At 27.9% G+C, this 15,271-nt stretch carries 28 protein-coding genes; 17 read left to right on the forward strand and 11 right to left on the reverse strand.

The window, feature by feature from the left end; all coding sequences use genetic code 11:
- Window positions 1-53 precede the first annotated feature (53 nt).
- The 4 genes from SIB45_RS00945 to SIB45_RS00960 all read right to left on the reverse strand — a co-directional run bounded on the left by SIB45_RS00945 (window position 54) and on the right by SIB45_RS00960 (window position 3,274).
- A complete protein-coding gene (locus SIB45_RS00945; RefSeq protein ID WP_011863481.1) occupies window positions 54-590 on the reverse strand; it encodes a DUF1643 domain-containing protein in 537 nt (178 codons plus the stop codon).
- Complete coding sequence (locus tag SIB45_RS00950; RefSeq protein ID WP_011863482.1) at window positions 587-1,072, reverse strand: DUF2214 family protein; 486 nt, start codon at window positions 1,070-1,072, stop codon at window positions 587-589. The genes SIB45_RS00945 and SIB45_RS00950 overlap by 4 nt, the downstream gene beginning before the upstream one ends.
- Before the next feature lie 88 nt (window positions 1,073-1,160).
- The gene (locus SIB45_RS00955; RefSeq protein ID WP_011863483.1) at window positions 1,161-1,910 is read right to left on the reverse strand and encodes a GAF domain-containing protein; all 750 of its coding nucleotides are present in this window, start codon (window positions 1,908-1,910) and stop codon (window positions 1,161-1,163) included.
- A gap of 119 nt (window positions 1,911-2,029) precedes the next feature.
- Window positions 2,030-3,274 carry an NAD(P)/FAD-dependent oxidoreductase gene (locus tag SIB45_RS00960; RefSeq protein WP_011863484.1) on the reverse strand — a complete coding sequence of 415 codons (1,245 nt, stop codon included), beginning with the start codon at window positions 3,272-3,274 and terminating at the stop codon, window positions 2,030-2,032.
- A 191-nt stretch (window positions 3,275-3,465) separates the two neighbouring features.
- On the opposite strand from SIB45_RS00960, the gene SIB45_RS00965 reads away from it, so the two are divergent.
- Window positions 3,466-3,696, forward strand: a complete 231-nt coding sequence (locus tag SIB45_RS00965) for a hypothetical protein (protein WP_225866352.1) — start codon at window positions 3,466-3,468, stop codon at window positions 3,694-3,696.
- A 140-nt stretch (window positions 3,697-3,836) separates the two neighbouring features.
- A complete protein-coding gene (locus tag SIB45_RS00970; protein ID WP_011863486.1) occupies window positions 3,837-4,709 on the forward strand; it encodes an EamA family transporter in 873 nt (290 codons plus the stop codon).
- 196 nt (window positions 4,710-4,905) lie between these two features.
- On the opposite strand, the gene SIB45_RS00975 is transcribed toward SIB45_RS00970, so the two are convergent.
- Entirely contained in the window at window positions 4,906-5,040 is a 135-nt protein-coding gene (locus SIB45_RS00975; RefSeq protein ID WP_011863488.1) for a hypothetical protein, read from the reverse strand.
- 119 nt (window positions 5,041-5,159) lie between these two features.
- Here SIB45_RS00975 and SIB45_RS00980 point away from each other — a divergent pair, with 119 nt between their 5' ends.
- Together SIB45_RS00980 and SIB45_RS00985 are read left to right on the forward strand one after the other, a co-directional pair.
- A complete protein-coding gene (locus SIB45_RS00980) occupies window positions 5,160-5,435 on the forward strand; it encodes a cupin domain-containing protein (RefSeq protein ID WP_011863489.1) in 276 nt (91 codons plus the stop codon).
- A 91-nt stretch (window positions 5,436-5,526) separates the two neighbouring features.
- Window positions 5,527-5,697 (forward strand): hypothetical protein, encoded by a 171-nt coding sequence (locus tag SIB45_RS00985; protein ID WP_011863490.1) that lies wholly within the window; start codon window positions 5,527-5,529, stop codon window positions 5,695-5,697.
- Window positions 5,698-5,761: 64 nt separating this feature from the next.
- On the opposite strand, the gene SIB45_RS00990 is transcribed toward SIB45_RS00985, so the two are convergent.
- Entirely contained in the window at window positions 5,762-5,893 is a 132-nt protein-coding gene (locus SIB45_RS00990; RefSeq protein ID WP_263890670.1) for a hypothetical protein, read from the reverse strand.
- Between the two features lie 283 nt (window positions 5,894-6,176).
- On the opposite strand from SIB45_RS00990, the gene SIB45_RS00995 reads away from it, so the two are divergent.
- The 4 genes from SIB45_RS00995 (at window position 6,177) to SIB45_RS01010 (ending at window position 7,514) form a co-directional block, all read left to right on the forward strand.
- A complete protein-coding gene (locus SIB45_RS00995) occupies window positions 6,177-6,359 on the forward strand; it encodes a hypothetical protein (protein WP_011863492.1) in 183 nt (60 codons plus the stop codon).
- Between the two features lie 38 nt (window positions 6,360-6,397).
- A complete protein-coding gene (locus SIB45_RS01000; protein WP_187146054.1) occupies window positions 6,398-6,535 on the forward strand; it encodes a hypothetical protein in 138 nt (45 codons plus the stop codon).
- Between the two features lie 410 nt (window positions 6,536-6,945).
- Window positions 6,946-7,110, forward strand: coding sequence for a hypothetical protein (locus tag SIB45_RS01005; RefSeq protein WP_011863493.1), 165 nt, complete (start codon window positions 6,946-6,948; stop codon window positions 7,108-7,110).
- A 68-nt stretch (window positions 7,111-7,178) separates the two neighbouring features.
- Window positions 7,179-7,514 carry a DUF805 domain-containing protein gene (locus tag SIB45_RS01010; RefSeq protein WP_011863494.1) on the forward strand — a complete coding sequence of 112 codons (336 nt, stop codon included), beginning with the start codon at window positions 7,179-7,181 and terminating at the stop codon, window positions 7,512-7,514.
- Between the two features lie 3 nt (window positions 7,515-7,517).
- Here the strand turns inward: SIB45_RS01010 and SIB45_RS01015 are convergent, their stop codons facing one another.
- Complete coding sequence (locus SIB45_RS01015) at window positions 7,518-7,844, reverse strand: hypothetical protein (RefSeq protein WP_011863495.1); 327 nt, start codon at window positions 7,842-7,844, stop codon at window positions 7,518-7,520.
- Window positions 7,845-8,060: 216 nt separating this feature from the next.
- On the opposite strand from SIB45_RS01015, the gene SIB45_RS01020 reads away from it, so the two are divergent.
- The 3 genes from SIB45_RS01020 (at window position 8,061) to SIB45_RS01030 (ending at window position 9,706) form a co-directional block, all read left to right on the forward strand.
- Window positions 8,061-8,279 (forward strand): hypothetical protein, encoded by a 219-nt coding sequence (locus SIB45_RS01020; protein WP_011863496.1) that lies wholly within the window; start codon window positions 8,061-8,063, stop codon window positions 8,277-8,279.
- Between the two features lie 84 nt (window positions 8,280-8,363).
- Window positions 8,364-8,519: a hypothetical protein gene (locus SIB45_RS01025; protein ID WP_011863497.1), complete on the forward strand. Its 156-nt coding sequence runs from the start codon at window positions 8,364-8,366 to the stop codon at window positions 8,517-8,519.
- Window positions 8,520-8,599: 80 nt separating this feature from the next.
- Complete coding sequence (locus SIB45_RS01030) at window positions 8,600-9,706, forward strand: fatty acid desaturase (protein ID WP_011863498.1); 1,107 nt, start codon at window positions 8,600-8,602, stop codon at window positions 9,704-9,706.
- 3 nt (window positions 9,707-9,709) lie between these two features.
- Here the strand turns inward: SIB45_RS01030 and SIB45_RS01035 are convergent, their stop codons facing one another.
- Complete coding sequence (locus SIB45_RS01035) at window positions 9,710-9,862, reverse strand: hypothetical protein (protein WP_011863499.1); 153 nt, start codon at window positions 9,860-9,862, stop codon at window positions 9,710-9,712.
- Window positions 9,863-10,150: 288 nt separating this feature from the next.
- Here SIB45_RS01035 and SIB45_RS01040 point away from each other — a divergent pair, with 288 nt between their 5' ends.
- A complete protein-coding gene (locus SIB45_RS01040; protein WP_179853340.1) occupies window positions 10,151-10,309 on the forward strand; it encodes a hypothetical protein in 159 nt (52 codons plus the stop codon).
- A complete protein-coding gene (locus tag SIB45_RS01045) occupies window positions 10,302-10,454 on the forward strand; it encodes a hypothetical protein (RefSeq protein WP_187146055.1) in 153 nt (50 codons plus the stop codon). The genes SIB45_RS01040 and SIB45_RS01045 overlap by 8 nt, the downstream gene beginning before the upstream one ends.
- 138 nt (window positions 10,455-10,592) lie before the next feature.
- Here SIB45_RS01045 and SIB45_RS01050 read toward each other — a convergent pair whose 3' ends face one another.
- On the reverse strand, window positions 10,593-10,736 hold the full coding sequence (locus tag SIB45_RS01050; protein ID WP_011863501.1) for a hypothetical protein: 144 nt from the start codon (window positions 10,734-10,736) through the stop codon (window positions 10,593-10,595).
- Between the two features lie 560 nt (window positions 10,737-11,296).
- On the opposite strand from SIB45_RS01050, the gene SIB45_RS01055 reads away from it, so the two are divergent.
- The gene (locus tag SIB45_RS01055) at window positions 11,297-12,463 is read left to right on the forward strand and encodes a fatty acid desaturase (protein ID WP_011863502.1); all 1,167 of its coding nucleotides are present in this window, start codon (window positions 11,297-11,299) and stop codon (window positions 12,461-12,463) included.
- A 117-nt stretch (window positions 12,464-12,580) separates the two neighbouring features.
- On the forward strand, window positions 12,581-12,742 hold the full coding sequence (locus SIB45_RS01060; protein ID WP_011863503.1) for a hypothetical protein: 162 nt from the start codon (window positions 12,581-12,583) through the stop codon (window positions 12,740-12,742).
- 51 nt (window positions 12,743-12,793) lie between these two features.
- On the opposite strand, the gene SIB45_RS01065 is transcribed toward SIB45_RS01060, so the two are convergent.
- Window positions 12,794-13,411 carry a DUF938 domain-containing protein gene (locus tag SIB45_RS01065; protein ID WP_011863504.1) on the reverse strand — a complete coding sequence of 206 codons (618 nt, stop codon included), beginning with the start codon at window positions 13,409-13,411 and terminating at the stop codon, window positions 12,794-12,796.
- Between the two features lie 579 nt (window positions 13,412-13,990).
- On the opposite strand from SIB45_RS01065, the gene SIB45_RS01070 reads away from it, so the two are divergent.
- Window positions 13,991-14,098: a high light inducible protein gene (locus tag SIB45_RS01070; protein ID WP_011132751.1), complete on the forward strand. Its 108-nt coding sequence runs from the start codon at window positions 13,991-13,993 to the stop codon at window positions 14,096-14,098.
- Entirely contained in the window at window positions 14,098-14,238 is a 141-nt protein-coding gene (locus SIB45_RS01075; protein ID WP_011863505.1) for a high light inducible protein, read from the forward strand. The genes SIB45_RS01070 and SIB45_RS01075 overlap by 1 nt, the downstream gene beginning before the upstream one ends.
- 540 nt (window positions 14,239-14,778) lie before the next feature.
- Here SIB45_RS01075 and SIB45_RS01080 read toward each other — a convergent pair.
- Window positions 14,779-14,985, reverse strand: a complete 207-nt coding sequence (locus tag SIB45_RS01080; protein WP_011863507.1) for a high light inducible protein — start codon at window positions 14,983-14,985, stop codon at window positions 14,779-14,781.
- Window positions 14,986-15,271 lie beyond the last annotated feature (286 nt).

Consider the following 15,271-nt stretch of genomic DNA (forward strand, 5'->3'; position numbering starts at 1 on the left):
CACATATTTAATGGAATAGCTAAAAATACTGGTTTGCATTTGAGCTTTACTACCTAAAAATAAGATTGGAGGATTGAATTATCAGAACAATATAGTGGGTGTATTGGATTATCTTTGATTGTTTTCTTAATTAAAAGCGGTCCAAGAGGATTATCAAAATTATTTTTCCTAATTGAGTTATATTGCATTATTTTTTTTGATATTCTTTTATTTCTATTTAGAAATTTACCTTTGTTACCCCAACCTAACCATAAATCACAATTTTCACTTTCAGACCAGTGTTTTAAGTTTTTATAAATATGATTATTGTTTAGATAACCCACTGGGTTTTTATGTTTAAAAAGTTTTTCTGGTTTGCTTGAAATAAGGGCAAATAAATTTATTAATTTAACTTTGCCGTAATTATTGTTTTTCGAAATTTTGATTATCTTTCTTGTTGTGTTGTCCAAGAAAACTTCATCCGATAATGAGGGATTTAAACCAATAAAGATAATCTCTTTTTTAGATTTAGCAATCTTGTAACTTAAACTCCATCTATATAGTTTGTTAGCACTTCTTAAACAATTTCTTTCTAGAAATAAATTATTCAACCTAAACCTACACCTCTAGCCATGAGTGTTGCAAACAAAGGTATTGTTGCAAAGCCCACTAATTCAGTAGTAATAATTAGCCTGAACCTCTTAACTAGATTTTCAGATATTTCAGGTAATTTATTCTTACTTAATGGAATGGCCCATAAGATGTAGGTTGTTGTTGGATATAAAGAAAGTAATCCCACCAGAATGTAAAGAGAAACTTTTATCCAAAAAACAGGATTACCTGTATAAAAATCACCTCCTTGACCAAAATACTTAACACGCAAAATCCCAGTAACCAATATTGCAACTCCTGCCAAACCATAGACCACATCTGCAATTATCATTGAAATCGTCTCATTTCTATTAAGACCTACTTTGAGAGTCAATCTTTCAAATAAAAGAGAACCGAAACACAAAATAATTCCTAAATAATGAACATATGCTACTAATGCACTTTTAGCAATTTCACCTGTTAATAAAGTTCCTAATAACATGTAGAAGTCAAAATTTATACAATCCTAACCACCAAACGAAGAATTTGTTTAGAAATAAATTTATAAGTTAAAAAGTAAGGCATTAAATCTAAGACTCTAAATACCTTTTCTGGCCATCTTCAAAAAAATCCTTTTTATTCCATACTTCGATTACATCTGGGAAATGTTTTTCCATACAATTATCACAAACCCCATGACTGAATCTAATATCACTAATTTTCGAAAGATATTTTTCTAAATGCATCCAATCGCCCTCTTTATTTTTCACTTCTCTGCAATATGAACAAACAGATAAAATACCTTCCTGTTTGTGGAAGTTAGACAATGCATCTAGCAAGTTCAATGACTTTTTTCTAAGCTCTAAAAATGAAACTATCTGCTTGGATAATAATTCCATAATATTGAATTGTTGTGTAGTTAGATTTCCTGGCTTTCTATCTATTACACAAAGAGTTCCAAGTTTATTACCATCACTATTTCTAAGGGGAAAACCTGCATAAAAACGAATCTTGGGGTCCCCTGTTACCAATGGATTATTTATAAATCTTTCATCTTGGAAAGCATCATGAATAATTAATGGACTATTTTCTTTTATTGCATGTGTACAAAAAGACCTATCTCTTCTTGTTTCTGATATCTGAAGTCCTATTTTGGATTTAAACCATTGTTTATCTTTGTCTACCAAAGTCATTAAAGAAATAGGCACATTACAGGTTGTAGCAGCAATTTTTGTAATATCGTCATAACATGATTCTGGCTTGGTTCCCAAAATCCTATATTCTGCTAAAGCTTTTAATCTTCTTTCCTCTTCTTCTTTTTTTGATACAAGATTCTGCATTAATCTTCACCAATAATTAAAACTTTAAAATTAAAGTTTCTCCAAAAAATTTATTCCTTCTAATACTTAATAAAAAAAAGATAAACTTATTAATTTGTTACTTTCTGATTTATTACTTATTAATTTATTATTGATTTATTTAACTTTGAGACTGCCATCCCAGCAATCCATCCACTTGTCCAACAATGTTGAAAATTAAATCCACCAGTGATCCCATCAACATCCAAAACTTCTCCAGAAAAAAATAACCCTGGACAAATTAAGCTCTCCATACTTTTAAAATTAACCTCATTAATTTTTACGCCTCCAGAAGTAACAAATTCCTCTCCAAATGGACCTTTACCCGAAATTATATATTCATCCCTCATTAGAGTATTTATCATTTTCTCTCTTTCATCCGCCAGTAAATCAGACCACTTTTTCTCTTTATCAATACCTATTTTCTTTAATAAAAAAATCCATAATCTTTTTGTTAATAGTGGAACAGGTCTACTATTAATGAGATTCATCTTGCCTTTGTTTAATCTTAAATGATTAATTTTTTCTTTTAACTCCTCATAACTTAAAGAAGACCATTTAACGATTAGATTAAATTTATATTTTTGGATATAAAGTTCCCTTGCGGCAATTGATGAAAGTTTTAATACTGCTGGCCCACTAAACCCCCAATGCGTTATTAATAAATCTCCTCTATTTTGAAAATTCTTATTGTTTAATTTAATTTCTATATCTATGCCCTTTATCGAAACCCCTCTACATTCATCCAAATTTGGTTCTTTTGTAGAAAAAGTAAAAAGCGATGGTACAGGTTTAACAATGGTGTGTCCAAGATTTTGAGCTAATTTATATCCGCTTGGATTTCCTCCAGTTGAAAGAACAATATTTTTTGCAGTTACCTTTGCTTTTTTAAGACTAAAAATATTGAATATATTATCTGGAGTTTTTGAAATTTCTTTTACAAAAAATTTTGTTAATATCTCTACGTTTTTTGATAAAGCACTTTTTCTCAAACAATCAATAACATCTGCAGAAGAATTAGACACTGGGAATACTCTTAAATCTTCCTCAATTTTTAATTTTAACCCTTTTTTATCAAACCAATCGTATACATCTCCAGCAGCAAAACGATTAAATGATTCCAAGAGCTGAATTCCACCTCTGGGGTAATTCTCAATAAGTTCATTCGGTATCCATGTCGCATTAGTGACGTTACATCTCCCCCCTCCACTAATCCTTACTTTCTCCATAAGTTTTGAAGTTCCTTCAAGAATTATTATTCTTTTTACTCCATTTTCAGCAGCAGTTATTGCTGTCATAAAACCGGCTGCACCGCCTCCAACAACTGCTAAATCAAAAGGTTCCAAAAACTTATTATTTAATATGCTTCAATCTGATAATAGCAAGGAGTTATAAAGATAAATTAGTCCAAAAACCATAAAAAAATAAATATAAAACTTTAAAACTACATAATAGATAGCTACGATTAGCTAATTTTTAAATTTCTAGAAAAATCAACACAGTCGTAATTTTTATGCTTTAAGTTAATTAAATGTGTATGTTATTTTCTTACGTTAAATATTCTGAGGCCAGTTTTCCTATGACTGGTCAATATACTGCTCTTCTTTTAATAACTTCTGTTATTTGGGTTCTACTTTGGTTTGGATATAGACAAAATAAGATTAATGATGAGATCAAGAAAAAAGAAAAAGAAGAAAGAATTAATGCGAAAGTTCAAAGAAGAAAGAAGTTAGAGAGTTTGTACCCTACTAATAAAAAAACTGTTTAAAGTAAATTATTTTAGAAAATATGAAAAAAAATAATTTCAAATCACTAATTCAGTACTTACCTGGGATTTTTATTCTTATTTATGTATTCTTTTTAGCCTTTACTCAATTTATAAAATAAAATTTTTAAAAATTATTCATTTTGATTGGAATCCTTTCTGCTTTTGGAGCTGCTACATCTTGGACATATGCGTGCTTTATTTGGCGCTCGCAAACTCAAAAATATAAATCAATAGATATTAATTTAATAAAAAATATAATAGCTTTTTTAATTTTTTTACCAGCTTTTATCAATCTAAGTTCTACAACTGAATTAAAAAACATATTTATCCTACTAATTAGTGGAATAATAGGTATTGGTTTAGGTGATACTTTCTATTTAAAGTCACTACAAACAATTGGCACAAGAAAAACTTTATCTATAGAAACTCTCTCTCCGCTAATGGCAGCTTTGTCAGGGGAATTTTTTATTAATGAAAACTTAACAACTAAATCATGGTTTGGAATAATTATAGTAACTATTTCGCTATTCATAATTCTCAGAGAAGGTAACGATTTTAAAGAGGAAAACTCCTCTTTCTCAGAAAAAAATAAGTTTAAGATTTTTGCTTTTCCTTTTTTATCAGTTTTATGTGCTGTTCTTGGAGGTCTTTTATCAAGGATGGTTTTCCTTCAAAGCAATTTATCTCCTTTCCTTACAACTGAAATAAGATTATTAGGTGCAATAATTTTTTTGATTAGTCTAAAAGGATTTAAGATTAATTTTTTCTTGAAAAACATAGACAAAAATCAACAAAAAAGATTTTTTATTTCAATACTTCTTGGAACAAATATAGGAATATTTTTACAACAAGTTGTGTTTAAAACCCTTCCCATAGGGATAGGATGGGCTTTATTAAGCATATCTCCAGTAATTTCTTTATTTTTTGCTAAGACTGAGGAAAGAGAAATTACCAAAAAAATAATATTTTTTACTTGTTTTTTATTTTTTGGGTTGACATTAATAATTCTTTAATCTCTGAGTTAATGTAAAAAATACTCATGTTAATAAAAATCAAATTAAATAAAATTACCCTATAAATACTCAAAACAATGAAAACATTAAAGAAAAAGAGACTAGGCACATTGGAAGTTTATGTTATTTTTTTAAGCTGCATTTATGCAGGCTTTATGGCTTATAAATCTCTATTAAATGTTTTATTTACTTGGAATTAATTAATTCTTTCTAATGATTTAATCAATTTACCTCCATCTTGGTCATCATCATCATTTGAAGCGAAAAATAAAAAAAATATTCCTATAGAAGCTATAGATAGCGATATTGACAAAACAGAAAGCTCATCCATAAATTAGAAATTTTTTTTATGATAAACGAAAAAAAATAAAAGACAGTAAAGAAATACACATTCTCGAAAATAAGTATTTCTTTTATTTGTAAAATGAATAAACACATTCGAACTATTTCGTGAAAGTTCTAATATCTTCCCCTTGTAGTGCAAGCGTAATAATTCAGTATGGAATAAAAAGTTGGCCTATTTGGGAATGTGAGCCAAGCAAATTTCAATGGAATTACCCTGATAAGGAAATTTGCTTAATTATTGAAGGTCAAGCGAAAATAAATACCCAAAACGGTGACATTTACGTGATTAAAGCTGGAGATCTAGTTGAGTTTCCAGCTGGACTTAACTGCGAATGGGAAGTAACCAAAACTATTAAAAAACATTATCGATTGGGTAGCTAAATTTGAGAAAAAAGATTTTTTCTTCTTTACTGTTAAGTCAATGGAGATAAAATATGGTTTATAAATAATTTTTAAAAAGGAAACTCATATTATGCCTTTTACTGATCAAGAATATTTTGAGGTTATTGAAAAAAATGAAATAGTAAAAAAGGCCTTTGAAAATATTAAGCAAATTTGCATTGATTTACAAAAACAAACAAATTGTCCTGAAGAGGATCTAAAAGATTTTCTTGAATTTATTTCTAAACAATGGAATAAGTAATAATTAAAAAGCCTTTTAAGTACTAAATTTAAAATTTCAATTTATTTTTTTGACACAATAAGTTCTAATCTAATTCCTTTTTTGGTTTTGTATTTATACTGGAAGTTCCCTTAGCAGCAGAAACGAAGAAAAAGAAGCCTACAATTCCTGATATACCAAATACCGCAGCCAAAGGATCAAAAGTGAAAGAAAACATAGAATTTATAAAATCAAGATAAATAATAGTTTTTGAATCAAAATTGTACAATTATTGTTAAGTATAAAAAATAACAATAGCGCGATTCATTATGTCATTATTAGTTTCTCAGTAGTTTCAAGAAAATTATTATTCAAATCGATTTTAAGAATAAAAATATCAATACATACCAATAATCTACTCGTGCAAAAGAGAAAAGTTTTTAAAAATATTTGTAGAAATATTGAATAAAACACTACCCAGAGGATCCACAATTGTTGTTTCTTTAGATTAATATCAATTTATGACAGATTTTTACTCAGCTTCGTCCTCAGTAAGCCCTTTTACAGCAGTATTATGGTGCCTTTATCCAGTAGCTGTACTTGTAATTATTGAATTACTTTTGGGGGGTGGGTTTGATGATGACAATAATGACGATCAAGATGGTGGAATGCTTATACCTGCTTACTCTAGATCAGAAGTTTAAATTTTTTAAATTAAATACTCATAAAGAATTTTATTAAATTGGCCAACAATCTTGATATAACTCATATTTCTTTGATTACACTTACCATCCTTACGATTTTCTCTCTAACCTGGCTAGTCTTAAGAACCCTTAAGGAAGGTAGAAAAGCTTTAACAGAAGTAAACAAAGAAAGATAGTGAAATAAAATAAATATTCAAAAATGTAGAATTTGATTAGATTTATAAGTTTTACTAAATAAATAGATATATTCCAAAAATTTAAAAACTTTTCCTTCTAAAAGTTTTGGGAAATCATAAAAAACTTTAATAAATACTAGAATTCGTTTGATTGCTAAGTTAAAAAATTACCAATCTGTTGAAATCCCATTTTTATGAACGGACCTCTTTGTTATTACTTTAATACATAAAAATGCATCTAAATTCTTTACTTTATATATGTTCTATATCTTTATTCGTTTATATATTGGCGCTTTTTTGGAGAGACTTGCCAAATCAAAAAAAGTAAATAAATAATTAATATTAAATTTATTGCTTATCAAAATAAATTGAGTTATTAATTTAATATTGGATTTAATTTTTTTATATAAATGCTGAAAGAATCTTCAAATAACAATAACAAAAATATATTCTCACAGAATTCAAGTATTGCAAAAGAAAAGATGATTTGCAAAGACGGATTCTGTTCATTACCAAATCAAGATGAGATTCCAAAACAAGATTCAAATGATATGAAATTATTTGATCCTATTTAGTAAATAAATAATGTTTTGATAAATTGAAGATTATATTGATATTATTGAATTCTTTGAATTTTTAGTTTATGGTTAATGACTTTTTAAAAGCATATAAAGAGTTTTGGATTAAAGCTACTGACTTCAAAGGATTCACATCTCGATCGGACTGGTGGTTAGTTCAACTAGCAAATCTTATAATTTCTTTCCTAACTATCCCAATATTTTTAAAAACTTTTGGTTTCAATGCTTATGGAATAGTTTGCATCATGCCTCAAATAGCTATTGATATAAGAAGAATCAAAGATTTTGGAAAAGATTGGAAATGGATCTTTATTAATTTAATACCTATCTTTGGATGGATCTTGTGGTTCATCTGGTTAGGCTTCGGTAAGACAGGTAATGGAAAAAATAAACTTATTTAGAAATTAACTCTTAATTTTTTTTCTTTTTTTAAAATCTACAAATCTTATATTGTTTCTTAACTCTATTTGTTTTTCAAGAATCCTAAACACATGCATCTCGCATTCGGTTAATTTAAGAAATTGATCAAGTTTATCTTTATCTTCTTCATCAAAATCCTCCAAAACTCCTGAAATAGCAATCCTATTTCTAAAAATAAAATCCTCTGCTACATCTCGTGGATTCTTTCCTGATTCGAAATCCTGAAAAGCGTCATAAGAATTCAATTCTCTCGTTAACCATACAAACCATGGTTCATTTTTATTATGTTTTTTACTTATGATTTTCTTCATGAAAATTTTTTACTAGTTTAATCATTATTAGTTATTCATTCTTTGACAGCTGTACAATTACTTATTTTTTTTTAAATTAATTTAATTCAAAATAAACTTTATTTTTTTTTTACAAAATAACTAGCAAATTACCCATAAAGCTTCGTAAGGAATGAGTATTTATTACTCATTTTTTTGTTAATGAGATAGCTAGAATTTGTTTTTAGATAAAGTACGTTGTCAATTCCATTTTATGACTTTCCTTCGTCTCCAATTTTAATAATTGGTGCTCTAGGCATTACAGTTGCAATAGCAGTTTTTTTTGTCTCTTTCAAAAAATATTTCAATTCTCCTTTGAACAAAGAGCGTGCAGAAAAGAAAAAATCCTTAATTAAGGAACAAAAAGAATTAAATGAGAGATTAGAAAAAATAGATCAAGATTTGAAAAATTTATAAAAATTACTCTTAATATCAAAGAGTTAATGATCTCGGATTCAAGACCTTATTTTTTTTAACAAGAATTTTGGTCTATAAGAAGTTATGGATAAAGATCATCTTATTGAGTTAATTTCTAATAGTCTTCTTTACGAGAGCAAAAATTCTGACTCTACTAAAAATCTTAGTGACTTTAAAAATTACTTAGAAAGATTAAATCTAGATCAACTGAGAACTATGTCTAAAGAATTTATTCTTTAGTATGATTGTAAAATATTTTATTATTTATTAAATTATCAATACTTTTTAAAAATTGTTAGTATCAAAAAAATAAGAGAAATATGCTTAAAGTCAATAGAGGTGATTTTTTAATAAAGCCATTTTTAAAAAGAAATAATATTAGAGCTTCTTATCAAATTATTTCTACCATCTTCCCAATAATTTCTATTTGGTTAATCGTACACCAAATAATAAATCATCCTTTTTCATTATTGATTAAAGGATTTCTATTGGTACCTTTTGTAGTTCTTCTAACACTATTCTCATCTAGAACATTCTCATTAATGCATGATTGCGGTCATAATTCTCTTTTTACAAAACGTAAATTAAACCGCTTCTTTGGATTTTTACTTGGCTTGGTTAATGGTATCCCTCAGAAGTCGTGGTCAATTGATCATGCATTTCATCATAGAAATAATGGAAATTGGGAAATTTATAAGGGTCCGATAGATGTTTTAAGTCTTGAAGATTATGAATCCCTTTCAAAAAGAGAGCAAATAATTTATAAAGTAAGTCGAAATTGGGTGATGCTTTTCCCTGGCGGTTTTTTTTACTTAGTTTTAAAACCTAGATTAGGACTTGTTTTTATTATTTTTAATTTTAGTAAAGATATATTGGAAGAGACTTATATCAAAATAAAAAACAGAGAAATTTCTCAACTTCTAGCAATTAATTCGAGAGTAAAACCACCTTTTTCTGATTATGGAGATAACTTCAGTGAGCTTTGTGAATTAATAATCAATAATATAGTAGTAATAATAGGATGGATCTTTATGAGTAAATGGTTGGGGTTAGTTTTTTTCTTATCATTTTATTCCATTGTATTAACCTTATCAGCAGCAATTTTAATATGTGTTTTTTTCGTACAACATAATTATGAGAATGCATATGCTAAAAATACAAAAAACTGGGATCTCATCGATGGAGCGATTTTAGGTAGTAGCAATTTAGATATCCCTAATTGGCTAAATTGGTTTTTAGCAGACATATCCTTCCACAGCATTCATCATCTGTCTGAAAGAATACCTAATTACAACTTAAGATCTTGTCATAAAGCAAACATTCATCTGCTCCAACAATCAAAGTTCTTAAAATTAAGCGATTTTTCAAACTGCTTCAAATATATTATTTGGGATAATAAAAATGAAAAATTAATTCCAATAAGTTAATACCTAATTTAACCTTCTTCTCAATTTTCTTTTTATAGGAATACTGCTGTATGCATTAGTACCAATAGATGGAGGCAAGTCATTCTTTAAAGGATGAATAAAAGCATTTGCCATACTCTCTAACATTTTCGAAAGCCAATTAATTACTGATTTCATTTGAAAATCTAAAAGTGTACTTTTTTATCATCTAACTAAATTACTTAAAAGTAAATCAGTCTTTATGCTGATTTTTTTGGAAGATTACCTAATGTGATTACTATTAAATAGTCAAAAGTTTTTTTTCTTTTATCTTTTAAAAGAAGCGTAATACTACCTTTTCAAAGGCAAACTAGGTGAAATATTGTATTAGTAAATAATACTTATTTTTTCTGATTCACTTAATAAATTAAATTATTGAACATAATTTCATGCTATATCTCTATTCCAAATAAATTTAACAATATTATGAATGATTCATTTGTTTCTACCAACCAGAACACAGAAATAGATTCTATTAATTCATATTTTGAGTGTATTACTGAATGCAGTATTGTGGATGGTCATCAAGAATGTATTACACGTTGTTTAGAAATTCATTTAAAGGGGGGTGATCAAAATGAATAAAAAAAATTCACCGCAAAGAAAGACAACTTTAAAATGGAACTCGAATGGAGAGCTTTCGGAAATTGATATGTTAAGAATTTTAGACAAGATATCAGCTTACGAACTTAATCAATGTGAATTAACATGCGATTCTGATCAAAAATAAGAATCTCTTTTTCAATATTTTTACCAATGCTGCTTATAAAAAAGCAGCTTATGTGATTTTTGTAAGATATTAATTTTAATAAACAGATTTCAATCCAGATTTAGAACACTTTCGCAATATCTTAGGTAATTAAAAAAATTAAATTTTTTTTGAACATCTATCTTTTTTTAAGAATGTTTTACTAATTTCTTTTTTTGTTAGTTGAATAGGTTTTACTAAACCTGAATCGCCATGAATTGGACAATAATAAGTCATTAGCATCCACTTTTTTTCTTCATCCATAACTAATTTCTTTTAAATAATGATTAAGTAAATAGGATGAATTATGAAAAAATTGATTTTTTTTAATGTTTTTTTCTTTTTTACTTAATAATTTATAAAAATTTTGAACCTATTCTCACAAAATAGATATAAATACGCATGACTTAAAAAAAGAATCCTGCTATTTATAAATAAATTCAAAATTAATCATGTCTCTAGAATCTATATTGATGGTAGTTGCTCCAATCTGTCTTTTTACGGTAGGTGTTATTGTTTTACCAATTTTAGTAAAGCCACGTAAACAATCTGGGTTACCTAAAAGATATATACGCGGTCTCTAAATTAATTAAGCTTTAAAGAAGAGCAAAGACAATCAGCATTAAAAAGTAAGAAATAATTAAAAAGATTGCGATAAAAAAATAAAAAATGTTTGGAATAAATAGTTTTATTTGAAAATGAAATTAAAATCATAAATACTTTATCGAAAAAAAATTATAAATTATTTTCATTATGCGATCCTTTGATGGATAATAGAATATATAAATTCACATTTATTTAACAAAATTCTTAACTAAAAAAATTTGAGTAATATAAATTTTTCAGGTCTTAAAGGCCAAGCGCTTGTAATAGAGGATAAAGATATTCCAAGCATGAAAGAGTTTCAGGATGTTATCCCAGATCACTACTTTAAGTGCAATACCAAAACTTCATTGAGGTATCTTTTACAATCAGCTTTAATTCAATCATTAGTAGTTGCGATAGGGTTATCTATTCCATTTACCCCCAAAATGATCCCAATTTGGATTATTTACGCATTACTATCAGGTACCACTGCAATGGGATTTTGGGTAATTTCCCATGAATGTGGACATGGAGCATTCTCTAAAAACAAGACATTGGAATCCATAACTGGTTATTTACTTCATTCATTACTTCTGGTGCCTTATTTTTCTTGGCAGCGTTCTCATGCTGTTCATCATCGATTTACAAATAATATAACCAATGGAGAAACTCACGTCCCTTTGGTCATTAAAGGGAATGGAGTTACAGAAAAAGTTGGAGGAGAAAAAGAATTACATTTTTCAAATTCCTTAGGTAAGAAAAATTATGGAATTCTTCAACTTGTTTTACATCTAATATTTGGCTGGCCTGCTTATTTACTTACTGGGAGTACAGGAGGTATTAAGTATGGAACATCAAATCATTTTTGGCCAATTAAACCATTTTCCAAGGCATTATGGCCATCAATATGGGCCAGGAAAGTTTGGATATCAGATATTGGTGTAGGTTTAACATTATTGGGCATTGTTTATTTAGTTTTCAAGTATGGATTATTTCCAGTAATTGCTCTGTATTTTGGTCCTTTATTAGTGGTTAATTGTTGGCTAGTAGTTTATACATGGCTTCATCACACAGATTCAGATGTGCCTCATATTTCAAATACCGAATTTTCCTTTATGAAAGGCGCATTTCTATCTATTGATAGGCCTTACGGTAGAATCCTTAATTTTCTTCACCATAATATAGGTTCTAGCCATGTCGTTCATCATGTATGTCCAACGATACCTCATTATCATGCAAAAAAGGCAACTATCTTAATTAAAAAAGCCTTTAAAAAAGCATATCTTTTTAATCCTGATCCAATACACAAAGCTCTATGGAATATTGCTTGCAATTGCGTTGCTGTTAAGTCAGACATCAAGAGAAGAAGATATGTATGGCAATCTTCATACAAAATGGTGGATTAAAAACAGAATAATCATCAATTTTTTATCACATTAATTTGCGCAAATCTGAAAAGAATATAAAAGAATTAGCAATAACAAATTTTTCATCTTAGAAATATTTACGATTATAAAAATTTTATGAGTGGCGACAATTTGCATGGTAAACAGCCTATTAAATTCTATTCGGAAAAAATAACACTTACAAAAGTAGAATTATTAGAAAAACAGTTGAGTTTAGGCGAAAAAATTTCAGATTTAGATCAAAAGCACAAAGAATGGAGAAAAAAACTTTCAGGTTGATCATTTCATATGATGAATTTTAGTAACTTATTGATATTTATATTTGCCTTATCAAGAAACTTTTCTGTAAATTACTGAAAAATTATTTGCAGGCATATTAATAATATCCTCTTGAAAAAAACCATTTTTCTTACTCTCATCACAAACTTCCTCAAGATTTTTAATACCCCAAAGATCATTTTGCATTTTTAATGAATTATCGAAAAAATAATCACTTTCACTTGTGTGCTTATTACAAATTTTAAATGGCCCATACAAAATCAAAAATTGTCCCTTATTGAGTAATTTTCCTGACTCTCTAAAGAGTGCTACAGTACAAGACCATTCTGCAACATGAATCATATTTATAGAGACTATTCCATGCAAAGAATTAGCTAATTCCAATGGAATTTTCCAAGGAATTTTTTCTACATCAATCTCAAGAGGCTGGGGCATTTTCTCAGTTAAGTCTTCATACTTAATCCAAGAACTTATACTTTTTCTATGCACTAAATCTGGATCACTTGTTTGCCAGATTATTGCAGGAAAGCGTTTTTGAAAAAACACTCCATGTTCACCGCTGCCACTCCCGATTTCCAATACTGAACCTTTTTTAATAATTTTGGATAGTACATCACCAATGCAGTCTCTATTTCTTTGAGTAGCTGGAAAAAAAAGTCTATTATCCAAAATTAAAAAAAAACTTGGGCGATTCAGTAAAGTGAATAGTTCTAAAATCCTGGATTATTTAACCTTTCTCAATTTAGGAGTTTTAAAAAACATTATTTTAAGGCTAAAAAATAATATTGAAATCGTTAGAGCAGGCAAGATATAAAGTATTAAATCAGAACTCATTAGGGAAGGTATCCTTCCAAAAATTAAATGCATGTAGTAAGTCGCGAATGACATGAATTCATATATATCTAATTTATTAATAGCAATTATTTGAACTCTACAAACTACTTTTAGTCAAAATCTAAAAATTCTTATAAAAAGAGTCAGCCTGTATCCCTACTAGCTGACTCTTAATAATATATTAATTTAAATTACTTCTAAATGAGGATATACCTCTTAAAAAAACAAGGTAAAAAGCTTACATTTTTTTTTAAATTTAAAAAATCAGTACAAAAATAAAAACACAGATAAAGTATATTTCGACACATATTTGTAGCAGTTTTAAAATTTGTTCAACAAAAAAAGGAATAATCCCTTATTTTCTTTACATAACTAAATAAATATGTTATATTAGTTAACAATTACCAAAAAAAAATGACTCCAGAAGCAGAACGTTTTAACGGTTGGGCAGCAATGTTAGGGTTTGTTGCAGCAGTCGGTGCCTATGTCACAACAGGCCAGATAATTCCAGGCTGGTTCTAATGAAAAATAACGAGCCAAAAATAGTAGAAAAAGAGAAAATCGTTGCTGAAAAACTTAACGGTAGATTCGCAATGTTAGGTTTTGTCGCTTTAGTTGGAGCATATTTAACTACAGGTCAAATCATCCCAGGTTTTATCTAATATAAGTTTTCAATTTTCATAAAAAGCCTAATCAAAATTAGGCTTTTTTGCAAAAATTTTTTTTTGTTATTAAGGCATAACTTATGCTGAAATTGTTTTGAAAATATTTTTTTTCTAATTTATTATCTATACTCCCGGGAAACAAGTCAAACTAAATGTTATTTAGCAAAAATATGAAATAACATAATTCTCTTCCTAAGAGGATGATGAAGTAAAAATGGTTAATATTAAAAATATATTTTAAAAAGAAATATTAATTTGATCATTTTTTCAACCTTAAGACATAAATTTATGTGTTTGTTGATGCTATCTTTATCGAGATAATTGGAGGATTTAATGAGAGTAAAGCTTGAACCCGAAACAGCATTTATTGGCAAAAAGTTTGCTTATATATTTCTTGGAATAATATTTAGCTTGAATGCCATAACTTTTATTTGGTTTTTCTTATTTTCAAATTTAAAATAAAATCTAAATTTTTTATTTACAAGCTGTAAATAATACAGCTTAAAGCAAAAATTTATGAAAACAGTTATTTATAAACTAAAAAATTCCTGGAATGATCTGTCCTGTTGTTATATAAGCACCTAATAGTGCAACGAAGCCAACCATAGCCCATCTACCATTTACTTTTTCTGCATTTTGAGGATATCCATCGTAAGATACAGTTTCATCAATATAAGGCCTTGTTTCTGATGGGAACATATTCTGTCTTCCACCTGATTCTGTAGTAACTCCTGATTTTGTCATTAAAGATAATAATAATTGTTAATTAAAGTAACACGAATATTAACTTATGTAAACCAATAGCCTCTAGAAATTTACTTGTGAGTATTTCTGGTCCAATGTGTTACAATTCTGTTCAAAAACAATGGTTAGTAATAATTTTTATTTTGATGAATCAACTTATTTATTATCAAATTTGCAGATAAATAACTAAAAATAAGCATTTATACCCACAGTAAGTAATTTTACTTAGTAAACTATTGTTAGCATTTAGGAAGTGCTTAGCTGGTTAAATCAGGTAATCTGAATT

Source organism: Prochlorococcus sp. MIT 1304 (genome assembly GCF_047305015.1).
GTDB classification, from domain to species: Bacteria; Cyanobacteriota; Cyanobacteriia; order PCC-6307; family Cyanobiaceae; genus Prochlorococcus_A; species Prochlorococcus_A marinus_E.

Coding starts and splice junctions, on each gene's coding strand:
- SIB45_RS00955 (WP_011863483.1), bottom strand. CDS start 1,910: ATGCAGAATCTTGTATCAAAAAAAGAAGAAGAGGAAAGAAGATTAAAA.
- SIB45_RS00985 (WP_011863490.1), top strand. CDS start 5,527: ATGCCTTTTACTGATCAAGAATATTTTGAGGTTATTGAAAAAAATGAA.
- SIB45_RS00950 (WP_011863482.1), bottom strand. CDS start 1,072: ATGTTATTAGGAACTTTATTAACAGGTGAAATTGCTAAAAGTGCATTA.
- SIB45_RS01050 (WP_011863501.1), bottom strand. CDS start 10,736: ATGGATGAAGAAAAAAAGTGGATGCTAATGACTTATTATTGTCCAATT.
- SIB45_RS01075 (WP_011863505.1), top strand. CDS start 14,098: ATGAAAAATAACGAGCCAAAAATAGTAGAAAAAGAGAAAATCGTTGCT.
- SIB45_RS00990 (WP_263890670.1), bottom strand. CDS start 5,893: ATGTTTTCTTTCACTTTTGATCCTTTGGCTGCGGTATTTGGTATATCA.
- SIB45_RS01005 (WP_011863493.1), top strand. CDS start 6,946: ATGCTGAAAGAATCTTCAAATAACAATAACAAAAATATATTCTCACAG.
- SIB45_RS01030 (WP_011863498.1), top strand. CDS start 8,600: ATGCTTAAAGTCAATAGAGGTGATTTTTTAATAAAGCCATTTTTAAAA.
- SIB45_RS01035 (WP_011863499.1), bottom strand. CDS start 9,862: ATGAAATCAGTAATTAATTGGCTTTCGAAAATGTTAGAGAGTATGGCA.
- SIB45_RS00995 (WP_011863492.1), top strand. CDS start 6,177: ATGACAGATTTTTACTCAGCTTCGTCCTCAGTAAGCCCTTTTACAGCA.
- SIB45_RS00965 (WP_225866352.1), top strand. CDS start 3,466: ATGTTATTTTCTTACGTTAAATATTCTGAGGCCAGTTTTCCTATGACT.
- SIB45_RS01045 (WP_187146055.1), top strand. CDS start 10,302: ATGAATAAAAAAAATTCACCGCAAAGAAAGACAACTTTAAAATGGAAC.
- SIB45_RS01080 (WP_011863507.1), bottom strand. CDS start 14,985: ATGACAAAATCAGGAGTTACTACAGAATCAGGTGGAAGACAGAATATG.
- SIB45_RS01025 (WP_011863497.1), top strand. CDS start 8,364: ATGGATAAAGATCATCTTATTGAGTTAATTTCTAATAGTCTTCTTTAC.
- SIB45_RS01060 (WP_011863503.1), top strand. CDS start 12,581: ATGAGTGGCGACAATTTGCATGGTAAACAGCCTATTAAATTCTATTCG.
- SIB45_RS01040 (WP_179853340.1), top strand. CDS start 10,151: ATGAATGATTCATTTGTTTCTACCAACCAGAACACAGAAATAGATTCT.
- SIB45_RS01010 (WP_011863494.1), top strand. CDS start 7,179: ATGGTTAATGACTTTTTAAAAGCATATAAAGAGTTTTGGATTAAAGCT.
- SIB45_RS01070 (WP_011132751.1), top strand. CDS start 13,991: ATGACTCCAGAAGCAGAACGTTTTAACGGTTGGGCAGCAATGTTAGGG.
- SIB45_RS00975 (WP_011863488.1), bottom strand. CDS start 5,040: ATGGATGAGCTTTCTGTTTTGTCAATATCGCTATCTATAGCTTCTATA.
- SIB45_RS01015 (WP_011863495.1), bottom strand. CDS start 7,844: ATGAAGAAAATCATAAGTAAAAAACATAATAAAAATGAACCATGGTTT.